Here is an 11,258-nt window from a genome sequence, read left to right as displayed (position 1 = left end):
TAGGTCATGTTAGGATTTTCACCGATTTGAATCTATCGAATATTGGCAACGACTATCGTCATGAGATGACCATCGGAACTCAAATATCTTGCTTAATTGGTACATGTGAATCATTTTTCGGCTTAATGGACAAATAAATCAAGCATTTGACATAAAAAAGGAAAAAAATTGGTTGATAAAATTTTACAGTGTGATAGTTTGGTATAGTACTGTTATTTTTTAACCAATTATTGGAGGGAAAACCGTGAAATTTAAGAATGTGAGTCGAATTACGGCGTGTGTACTAATTTTTTCACTGATTTTCAGCTTGATTATTCCGCTAAATTCTCAAGCTGCACCAGCAACACCCGTTGAAAATGTAAAAACGATTAAAAATGGGGACACTCTGGACGGAAAGTTTGAAAAACCGGATGTTCAATGGTATCAAATCAGTCCCACAACAGAAGAAATACAAAAGTTCTCCCACATTGAATTCGAAGTCAATTCGGACAAAATCTTGAATATTTCCGTATATCAAGATAAAGAAAAAGCAGAAAAAGATGAGAGTAATTATATGGTCTCTTCTTATCCTGATGAAGAAGCCGTAGTCGATTTCCCATATGCTTGGGAAGGCACATATTATGTTAAAGTTGAATATTTCGGCGATACGGATGATGAGGGAAATCCGATCCCGGATGCGGAAAATGTAGCTGAATACTCCATCAATGCGCATTCAGTAACATTGCCGCCATCTGCCGGGGACGAAGGGGAAGATCTCGAATCATGCCCGGTTGAAGTGAGTGTAAACGATAAGAAAACGGGAGAATCCATGTTGAAAACACTCCGCGTGTTTAGAGATGAGGTTCTCACGAAGTCGCCTGAGGGACGCACCCTTTCCTCTTTATACTATAAAGCTTCGCCATTCCTGGCTTTTCATCTTGCCGGGAATAAAACGGCAAGGGAAGCCGTTTATAAACACTTAGTCGAGATTAAGCCCCTTATTGAGGATCTTAATGAGAATGGAGCAAGCAGTACGGCAGTCATTAGCAACAAACAGCAAGACTCAATTAAAGCTTTATTCAATAAGTCGGCAGACGTAGCACCTGCTGGATTGAAAAAAGAAATGAACAGCATAGCTAAGAAGATCAACCTTGATAAGCTTGCAGGAGAGAGAATTGTCGATATCGCAAGCAAAGCGGGAATCGAACTTCCGGCTTCGAAGAATATAAAGAACAAATATATTGTCAAACTTAAACCAGGGAAGTCATTAAACGCTGTCCAATCCAAGATAAGCGGAGAAGGATATGGAACATTATCGGTGGCACCTAAACAACAAGAGGTTCTGTATGATGATATGTATGTAGTAGAGTTAAAGAACCAAGCTAAAATGAGCACAGCATCTCTATCGAAAATCGAGAAACTTCCAGAAGTGGAATATATCGAACCGGTAAAAACGTATAAAGCATTTTCTGCCGACATTCAATCACCGTATCAATGGTCTTTAGCTAACGCCGGTGGGGAAGAAGGCATAAAGGGAGCGGACATCGATAACGAAAAACTGCAGAACCTTATTAAGAAACGTAATTTAAAAGATACATTGGTAGCGGTCATCGACACAGGAGTCGATGATTCACTTGCAGATCTACAGGGTGTCGTCAAAATGGAGTCAGGCAGGAACTTCATCGATAAGAAAGAAAAAGCGATCGATGACAATGGCCATGGTACACATGTATCCGGAATCATCGCTGCCAAAGCGGATAATGGATATTCCATGCAAGGAATCAATCCAGTAGCTAAAATCATGCCTGTGAAGGTCTTGGACTCTTCAGGATATGGAGACAATGAGAAAATTGCACTAGGCATTAAATATGCCGTGGATCATGGTGCAAAGGTCATAAACCTTAGCTTGGGCGGAGAATATAGCAGGACAATTGAATATGCCTTGAAACATGCCGCTGCCAAGAATGTAATGGTTGTCGTAGCAAGCGGAAATGATGGGATGGAGGGCCTTTCTTATCCTGCATCATCTAAATACGCCATATCCGTCGGTGCAACCAATGCCCTTGATTTAGTATCCGATTATTCCAATTATGGATCGAAATTGGACATGGTCGCTCCAGGTACAGGCATCCCGAGCCTTGTGCCTAATGGGAATGTTACCTACATGGATGGTACATCAATGGCAACTCCCCATGTTGCGGCAGCTACAGCTCTTTTATTATCCGGAAACCCTGGGTTGAAAGTGAATGAAGTAAGGGAAATCCTTCATGAGACATCGGAATATGTCGCTTTTGAAGAAGAAGATAATGTAGACCCTTATGAGGACTATCAACCAGAAGATGGAGAAATCATGATGCCGGAAGAAGAGCTGCCTGTCGGAAAAGATTTAGTATCTGGTTATGGAAGGCTGAATGCGTACAGTGCTCTTAGTGCCGTGGATTTACAAGCTAAAGTCAATCTTGTGATGGATACGCAAACAAAACTGACTGGTTCAGCTAAAAAAGGTTCAGTAATCGAAGTGAAAAGCGGAAACAAAACACTCGGTAAAGGAACGGCGGCAGCTAACGGAACGTTCACCGTTACGATTCCGGTCCAAAAAGCTGCGCAGCAGCTAACGGTGAATATCTCTGATTCTTCCAAACTAGCAGTATCTTCAATCAAAGTATTCGTGAATAAGGGTGCAACCCCTAACAAACCAACAGTTAAAGCTGTAAGTGACAAAGATACGTATGTAACGGGTCAATCACAAGCGGACATGAAAATCTCGATCAAAAATAGCGCAAAAAAAGTGATTGGTTCAGGTAACACGGACAGCAAAGGGAATTTCAAAGTGAAAATCAGCAAGCAAAAGGCTGGCACTAAACTTTCAGTCACAGCTACAGACTTAGCGAAACGTGAAAGCAAGGCGGCAACCGTGACTGTTCTCGATAAAACAGCTCCGGATGCACCGAAAGTGAATGAAGTAAGCGATAAATCAACAAAAGTAACTGGCAAAGCGGAAATCGGTTCAAGCGTAACCGTAAAGTACAGCAATAAAAACATCGGAACGGCAAAAGCTGATAGTAAGGGGAACTTCTCCATCAAAATCAGCAAGAAAAAAGCAGGGTCCGCATTATACGTCTCAGCAAAAGACAAAGCGGGCAATACAGGAAAAGCAACAAAAGTAACGGTTAAAGATAAAACCGCTCCAGGTGCACCGAAAGTGAATGAAGTAAACGACAAAGCAACAAAAGTAACTGGTAAAGCGGAAATCGGTTCAAGCGTAACCGTGAAGTACAGCAATAAAAACATCGGAACGGCAAAAGCTGATAGTAAGGGGAACTTCTCCATCAAAATCAGCAAGAAAAAAGCAGGGTCCGCATTATACGTCTCAGCAAAAGACAAAGCGGGCAATACAGGAAAAGCAACAAAAGTAACCGTTAAAAAATCTAAATAGCAGTGAAGGCCGTTTAACTTACAGGTTAAACGGCTTTTTTTGTGAGAAAATGAATGAAATACCGCTCGATGATGAGCGGTTCGGTACAGAAATACAAGCGGGGAATTATGTACTATCAAGGACATCCGATAACATTCGAGTGTTTGTCGATCTAAAGGATGAAACGGAAAACCGAAAGTTTGCAAACCATTCAGTGGAAAATTGATGAAAATGGAAAAAAACCAGTCGAGATAGAACTGAAAAATGGCTATAACGTGTATATTGAAAAAATAGAAAATGATGGTTATATATCGAATGAGGGTGATCTGATATTAGAGAGAAATAATGAGGAAAGTGATTAATTTAAGGGGATTAAATACTTCCGAAAATATTAGGAATCCAGCACAAAAGCGGATTCCTTATTTTAAATGTAAATACCTAGGGCGGGATTTCCGGGGGTCCACATATCCGCCGGTTATTTGATGTCCGAGAGAGCTCGCGATGACTACTGCTGCAAAGAGGAGGATGATTTTCTTCAATTAAAGAACTTCTTTCCGTTTTTTTATTTTTAAAGATTACACCCAAATGCCTCTTCCTTCAACCCCCTTTTTATGGATGTTGGATTAATTGCGACAAACATTAAATGACCGAAGATAAAGTAGCTGGTATTCATTTAAAAATGAAAACTTTTAAAAAAATTCACTAATATAGATAAGAATAATAAGAGGTTGTGAATTTATGGGAGTCAGCCCTTGGCGGACTCTCTTTTGCTTGTGGATCCGCCAACTCCGCCACTTCGATCTTGAATTGCTCTTAAAGCATGAGCTTTTCTCTAGCTTGATGTGGAATATATGTAATTCGTCGGGAGGCAAATTGGGATTACTGTAAGGCTAGGGAGATGACTGGGCGGGGAGGTCTTGATGCGGTAAATAGGGCGGAATGAAAAAAATGAAGGGGCAAGTTCGATTTATCTTGCCCCTTCATTTCTCAGCTCATTTAGTGAATTCACTTCTCAGAAGATAGACGACATCGTATTTCTTCAACTCGTCCATATAGCCATCACTATCACCATAAAAATCAGTGGAAAGTGAACGTATGCCTTCATTTCCGTTTGAATAACAAATACTCGCCAATACAAGCTTGTTTGTGCTGTTTATTTTGAGTTTGTCAGCACTGCCCCATACGCTGGACTCCATTTCACCAATGGTTTCAGGATAAGTAACTGTATCCGTACCTGCGTCATTTTGAATGCTGATGTTGAACATCGATTGATTTTGATCAGCAACCGTTTTGGAGTTCGTAAAGATGATTGTCCCATTATCACTGACGGCAGTTGTCATGCGTCCCATTTCAGGTTCGACAAGTTTGCCAAATTCATATTTTTCGACCCAGACGGACATCTCCTTGTATGTATCATCAACATTGAAATCGATAAGAAAGGAATGTTCACTAGAATTCTCCAGGATGGCTTTTTCCCTTGCAGTCAACTCAGGAACTGAAAGGTCATTCCCGGATTTTGGCTCACCAGCCTTACAGGCGACTAACGAAAGTGAGGTCAGGGATAGGATGATGGATAGAAAGATCTTTTTCATGATTTTCACCTCTTGTATACTATTTCCTAATTAAAACCAATTTTTGTATATTATAACATTATAGTGAAATTGGGACACGGCAAAAAGGCAAGCAATCGGTATGCTTGCCTTTTTGTTGCATTTAGAATGGTTGGGAAAGAGCCTGATTGGCAACATCGACGTCATTTTGAAGCAATTGGTTAAAGTCGTATGCAGGATAGAGATTTCTTTCATAAAGGCAGTGGAATATCTTGGCGTGGGTATCGATGGCTCCATTTAAATGCTTCCTAAATACCTTTCGGAGGGAAGGGGTGGCTGTTTCAGGAATGGCACCCAGCATAATTTTTGAAGGATGTTTTGGCAAAGATCAGCAGTTCCCTAGCAGCAGCGGCCGATGCGTCATCCCTTGTTACATCGTAATCCCGGCCCGTCCTAGGCGTCAATGGATAAAATTGCAGCAGATCCATGATGTTTTGGGTAATAGAATCAATCGTTTGCCTATATATCTTTTTTAAAATGGGGTCTTTTATTTTCGGATAAGCTTTTTTAAATTTCATAAGAGCATTGGACTGGGCGGCGTCCAATTCATGAAGCTCAAGTGTTTCCTGTATATTCCTCCCGAACGAATAATCTTGTTACGTTATTTGTTTATGGAAAAGGCTGTCCCATCTTCCTTCACATACACAGTTCAGGAGGATCGCCGTTTTTATTGATATTGCTCGAGAACAGAGAAGAACTTTTTGGTAAATTGGTAAAAAAGTTTTTCTGATGGTGCCAACTCCCTGTTTTTGGAAGTGATGATGCCGACAGTCCGTTTGACTTCAGGTGAATCGATCGGGATTTTGACAGTCAGTCTTGGAATGACTTCATAAAAGGTACTATCAGGGAGCAGACTGACTCCGATTCCGGCAGATACGAGCCCTTTTATGGAATCCATGTCTTCACCTTCCGAGGCGATGTTCGGTGTGAAACCGGCTGCTTTGCATGCTTCGAGAGCGATAGTGTGAAAGATGTATCCTTTTGGAAACAAGACGAAGGGATCATTTCGCAAGTCACTTAGACGCAGACTTTTCCTTTCGGCCAATGGGTGCGTTATCGGCAGTAAAGCGGAAATGTTTTCCGTGAACAGGATATGACCTTCGATATCTGGATCGTTTGTCGGAATCGGTCCAAGGAAGGCTAATCCGATTTCGCGATTTTTGACAGCGTCCTTTAACGAGGAATAAGATCCCTGTCTTAAATGGAAGCCGATATTCGGCTGCTCATCTTTAAAAGCGGAAATGACGGTAGGAAGTAAATGGGTGGAAAGGCTGGTCGGGAACCCGATTTTAATGCTTCCGTGTTCAGGGTCCAAAAACTCATCAATTTGATATTTGGCATATTCTATCGCCTGTATCGCCGTTTTTGCATGAATCAAGAAAATTTTACCGATGGGAGTTAACTGGATATTACGGCCGATTTTCTCGAATAAAAGAACGCCAAGCTCATCTTCCAGTCTGGAGATTTGCCGGCTGATCGCTGATTGTGCAATATGCAGGTGCTCGGCGGCTTCAGAGACGTGTTCTCTCTCGGCGACTTCAACAAAATAACGTAATTGCCGTAGTTCCATTTTTTATCCTCCTGGCATTCATCTCAAAGTGAGATAGATTCTACTAGAATTATATATTGTTTATATCGATTTGAAAACCTAGAATAAATGTAAGTGACATAACGGTGTAAGAATACGATGGGAGCGATTAATATGACATACAATCAAATACCAAAAGCACAAGGGCTCTACCATCCTGAATTTGAACATGATGCATGTGGGATCGGTTTATACGCTCATTTAAAAGGGCTTGCTACACATGACATCGTCAAACAAGGACTGGATATGCTGTGCCAATTAGATCATCGCGGCGGACAAGGCAGCGATCCCCTTACAGGAGATGGCGCAGGATTAATGGTACAGATTCCTGATGAATATTTCAGGCTGGCATGCCCGGAAATGAATTTGCCGGCAAAAGGACGCTATGGTGTAGGCATGCTCTTTTTCTCTAACAATGATGATGAACGGAATGAAATCGAAACTCGTTTGAATGCATTTATCGAACAAGAGGGCCAAACGCTATTAGGCTGGAGAACGGTTCCTGTTGATGCAACGAAAATCGGGGAGGTCGGCAAGGAGACATGTCCGACGATCCGCCAAGTTTTCATCGGGGCAAGCGTTGGGCTGACAGATGATTTAGCTTTTGAACGTAAATTGTTCATTATCAGAAAACAAGCTGAAAACTGGGCCCGTGAACGCGGCAAACGTTTCTATTTTGCCAGCCTTTCAAGTGCTACGATCGTATACAAAGGATTATTGACGCCAGAGCAGGTGGATGCTTTTTATCTTGACCTTCAACAGGAGTCTTTCGTTTCGGCTTTCGCTTTAGTGCATTCCCGCTTCAGCACGAATACTTTTCCTAGTTGGGAACGGGCACATCCAAACCGTTACCTGATCCATAATGGCGAAATCAATACGCTTAGGGGCAATGTGAATTGGATGAAAGCGCGTGAGCAGCAGTTCGTGTCGGAAGCATTCGGGGATGACTTGCAAAAGGTCCTGCCTATTCTGGATATAGACGGCAGTGATTCCTCGATTCTTGATAATGCACTTGAATTCTTCGTGCTTGCCGGGCGTAAGCCGGCACATGCGGCGATGATGCTCATTCCTGAACCGTGGACGGAGAATCCGCATATGACGAAGGAAAAGAAGGCATTTTACGAATATCATAGCATGCTCATGGAGCCATGGGATGGTCCGACGGCCATATCCTTTACGAATGGCAAGCAAATCGGTGCCATCCTTGATCGAAATGGTTTAAGGCCGGCAAGGTATTATGTGACAAAAGATGATTACATCATTTTCTCATCCGAAGTCGGTGTGATCGATGTGGAGCCGGAGAATGTATTATATAAAGATCGTTTAAGCCCAGGCAGAATGCTTTTAATAGATTTAGAGGAAGGCCGTATTGTTTCCGATGAAGAGATCAAGTCGGAAATGGCTCAGGAAAAACCATACCAGCAATGGCTGGACGAACAGCTTGTTCAATTGCGTGACGAAGAACCTGTGCTCGAAGGGGAGCCATTGAGTGATTTGTTATTCAGGCAAAAAGCGTTCGGATACACGTATGAAGATGTCCAAAAATATTTACTGCCGGTCATTAACGAAGGCAAAGATCCACTTGGCAGCATGGGGAATGACATTCCATTAGCGGTCTTATCAGATCGCCCGCAATCGCTATTCAACTATTTCAAGCAATCTTTTGCACAGGTAACCAACCCGCCAATCGATTCACTTCGTGAACAGATCGTCACGTCAACGATGACATTTCTGGGTGCGGAAGGAGATTTGCTGAAACCGGATGAAACGAACAGCCGCCGCATTCAATTGGATTCACCTGTATTGACGCCAGGTCAAATGCAGCAGTTGAAAGAAAATGCCTATCCTGAATTCAGGAGCAAAGTCATTCACACTTTATTTTCAGAAGATTTAGATAGAGAACTCGATCGCATCTGCCGTGAAGCGGAACAAGCGATCGCTGATGGTGTCAGCCTTTTGATATTATCTGACAAGGATATGAGCAAAGAAAAAGCTGCGATTCCTTCCCTGCTGGCTGCGAGTGCCCTACATCAAGAGCTGATCCGTCATGGGAACCGTACGAAAGTGAGCATTATCGTTGAATCGGGGGAAGCAAGGGAAGTCCATCATTATGCATCCCTGATCGGGTATGGAGTGGATGCGATTTACCCATACCTTGCTTATGAAACATATAAGCAGGCGGTATTGGAAGGCAGTTTGTCCATCAGCTACGAAGAAACCGTAAGGAAATATGTACGCTCGTTGACAGAAGGCATCGTAAAAGTGATGTCGAAAATGGGGATTTCAACGATTCAAAGTTATCGCGGCGCACAAATTTTCGAAGCGGTCGGAATCGGTGCTGAAGTGATCGAACGCTATTTCAGCGGTACGGCATCGCAGCTTAGTGGGATCGATTTGGAAACGATCGCAGATGAGGCGTTGATTCGCCATAGGAAAGCTACAGCCGATTCACTTGACCGAACTCTTGAAAGCGGAAGTGATTTTCAATGGAGAAAAACAGGGGAACATCATGCTTTCAATCCTAAAACGATCCACACACTGCAATGGGCCTGCCGGAAAGGCGACTATAATTTATTTAAGCAATATTCAAACATGGCGAATGAAGAGAGACTCGGGTTTTTACGGAATTTATTCTCGTTCGATCAGAAACGCCAAAGCATTTCCATAGATGAAGTGGAAACCGTGGAATCCATCGTCAGCCGATTCAAAACGGGCGCGATGTCATTCGGTTCTTTGAGTCAGGAAGCACATGAAACATTAGCGATTGCGATGAACCGTTTAGGCGGAAAAAGTAATAGCGGTGAAGGCGGGGAGCATCCTAGCCGTTACCAACTGGATGAAAACGGCGATGACCGCCGCAGCGGAATTAAACAAATTGCATCCGGTCGTTTTGGAGTGAAAAGTCATTACCTTGTTAATGCAGATGAACTTCAAATCAAAATGGCGCAAGGTGCAAAGCCGGGTGAAGGCGGCCAGCTGCCAGGGAACAAAGTATATCCTTGGGTCGCGGAGGTCCGTGGTTCCACACCAGGTGTCGGCCTGATTTCACCGCCTCCGCATCATGATATCTATTCGATTGAAGATCTGGCACAGCTGATTCACGATTTGAAAAATGCGAACCGTGATGCCAGAATCAGCGTCAAACTTGTATCAAAAGCAGGCGTAGGCACAATTGCAGCCGGTGTGGCCAAAGGAGCCGCGGATGTCATCGTTATCAGCGGGTATGATGGCGGTACGGGGGCATCACCAAAAACAAGTATCAAACATACAGGTCTTCCTTGGGAGCTGGGCCTTGCCGAAGCACACCAAACATTGATGTTGAATGGCCTGCGCAGCCGTGTAGTCCTTGAAACGGATGGAAAGTTAATGACGGGACGCGATGTGGTCATGGCAGCTATCCTTGGAGCGGAAGAATTCGGCTTTGCTACAGCACCGCTTGTGGTCCTCGGCTGTGTCATGATGCGTGCTTGCCATTTGGATACATGTCCAGTCGGGGTAGCTACTCAAAACCCTGAGCTTCGCAGCAAATTCACAGGAGATCCGGATCATGTCGTGAATTTCATGCGCTTCATCGCTGAGGAAGTGCGGGAAACGATGGCCGAGCTTGGATTTAGAACACTGGAAGAAATGGTCGGCCGCACTGATGTTTTACAAGTGAGCGAGCGGGCGCAAAACCATTGGAAAGCGAAGCATCTGGACTTGACGACACTTCTTTTCCAACCGGAGGGGATACGTACGTATCAACTTCCTCAAAATCATAAAATTGATGAATCCCTGGATATCCGTGAGATTTTACCGGTTGTGGAGCCTGCTTTGGATGACCAAACCCAGGTGGACGTCAGCTTCCCGATTACAAACGTGAACCGTGTGGTCGGAACGATTGTCGGCAGTGAAGTATCCAAACGCTATGGGGAAGAAGGGCTGCCTGAAGATACGATCACACTTCGTTTTACGGGATCGGCGGGCCAGAGCTTCGGAGCGTTCATTCCAAAAGGGATGTCGATGTATTTGACAGGTGATGTCAATGACTATGTTGGGAAAGGCTTATCTGGCGGAAAGATCATTGTCACGGCACCTGCTGGCAATCAGATTGAGGCTGGGGACAATGTAATTGCCGGAAATATCGCCTTATATGGTGGAACAAGCGGCGAGGCCTACATGAATGGCCGTGCGGGAGAGCGATTTGCAGTACGGAACAGTGGAGTCAACGTCGTCGTTGAAGGAATTGGCGATCATGGCTGTGAGTATATGACAGGCGGACGCGTGGTCATTCTGGGCAACGTCGGCAAAAACTTTGCGGCGGGCATGTCAGGCGGCATCGCTTATGTACTTGCTGATGATGCAGAAGAATTCAAGGCATTATGCAATGGTGAAATGATAGAATTCGAGACGCTTGATGATATGGATGATGCAAACGAAGTAAAAGAAATGCTTTACAGCCACGTTCATTATACTGAAAGTGCCAAAGCCTCGTATGTACTGGAGAACTGGGCGGATTTTGCCAAGAAATTCGTAAAAGTCATACCGAAAGATTACAAACGGATGATCAAAAGCATCAATGAGCAGAAGCGTGCAGGGCTAACGGATGAAGAAGCGATCATGAGTGCATTCCAAGCAAATGCCGTTCAAGATAAAAAAATCACTAAACAAGCTGTGATGCAGTAAG

6 protein-coding genes are annotated in these 11,258 nt (G+C 43.7%); 3 read left to right on the top strand and 3 right to left on the bottom strand.

The window, feature by feature from the left end; translation table 11 throughout:
• Positions 1 to 244 precede the first annotated feature (244 nt).
• Together N0M92_RS07825 and N0M92_RS07820 are read left to right on the top strand one after the other, a co-directional pair.
• Positions 245 to 3,415, top strand: a complete 3,171-nt coding sequence (locus N0M92_RS07825; RefSeq protein WP_260285229.1) for a S8 family peptidase — start codon at positions 245 to 247, stop codon at positions 3,413 to 3,415.
• A gap of 49 nt (positions 3,416 to 3,464) precedes the next feature.
• Positions 3,465 to 3,620, top strand: a complete 156-nt coding sequence (locus N0M92_RS07820; RefSeq protein ID WP_260285228.1) for a hypothetical protein — start codon at positions 3,465 to 3,467, stop codon at positions 3,618 to 3,620.
• A gap of 766 nt (positions 3,621 to 4,386) precedes the next feature.
• Here the strand turns inward: N0M92_RS07820 and N0M92_RS07815 are convergent.
• The 3 genes from N0M92_RS07815 to N0M92_RS07805 all read right to left on the bottom strand — a co-directional run bounded on the left by N0M92_RS07815 (position 4,387) and on the right by N0M92_RS07805 (position 6,574).
• Positions 4,387 to 4,986, bottom strand: a complete 600-nt coding sequence (locus N0M92_RS07815) for a hypothetical protein (protein WP_260285227.1) — start codon at positions 4,984 to 4,986, stop codon at positions 4,387 to 4,389.
• Positions 4,987 to 5,107: 121 nt separating this feature from the next.
• On the bottom strand, positions 5,108 to 5,305 hold the full coding sequence (locus N0M92_RS29440; protein ID WP_397443825.1) for a spore coat protein: 198 nt from the start codon (positions 5,303 to 5,305) through the stop codon (positions 5,108 to 5,110).
• Between the two features lie 366 nt (positions 5,306 to 5,671).
• Positions 5,672 to 6,574, bottom strand: coding sequence for a LysR family transcriptional regulator (locus N0M92_RS07805; protein WP_260285226.1), 903 nt, complete (start codon positions 6,572 to 6,574; stop codon positions 5,672 to 5,674).
• 132 nt (positions 6,575 to 6,706) lie between these two features.
• On the opposite strand from N0M92_RS07805, the gene gltB reads away from it, so the two are divergent.
• Complete coding sequence (gene gltB, locus N0M92_RS07800; protein ID WP_260285225.1) at positions 6,707 to 11,257, top strand: glutamate synthase large subunit; 4,551 nt, start codon at positions 6,707 to 6,709, stop codon at positions 11,255 to 11,257.
• The last annotated feature ends 1 nt before the right edge of the window (position 11,258 follow it).

The sequence above is a fragment of the Peribacillus aracenensis genome, from assembly GCF_025175645.1.
Classification (GTDB): domain Bacteria; phylum Bacillota; class Bacilli; order Bacillales; family DSM-1321; genus Peribacillus; species Peribacillus aracenensis.
Note: the sequence above shows the minus strand (reverse complement) of the source record. Positions and strands in the feature narration are given on the sequence as shown.

Coding starts and splice junctions, on each gene's coding strand:
- gltB (WP_260285225.1), top strand. CDS start 6,707: ATGACATACAATCAAATACCAAAAGCACAAGGGCTCTACCATCCTGAA.
- N0M92_RS29440 (WP_397443825.1), bottom strand. CDS start 5,305: ATGCTGGGTGCCATTCCTGAAACAGCCACCCCTTCCCTCCGAAAGGTA.
- N0M92_RS07815 (WP_260285227.1), bottom strand. CDS start 4,986: ATGAAAAAGATCTTTCTATCCATCATCCTATCCCTGACCTCACTTTCG.
- N0M92_RS07820 (WP_260285228.1), top strand. CDS start 3,465: ATGAATGAAATACCGCTCGATGATGAGCGGTTCGGTACAGAAATACAA.
- N0M92_RS07805 (WP_260285226.1), bottom strand. CDS start 6,574: ATGGAACTACGGCAATTACGTTATTTTGTTGAAGTCGCCGAGAGAGAA.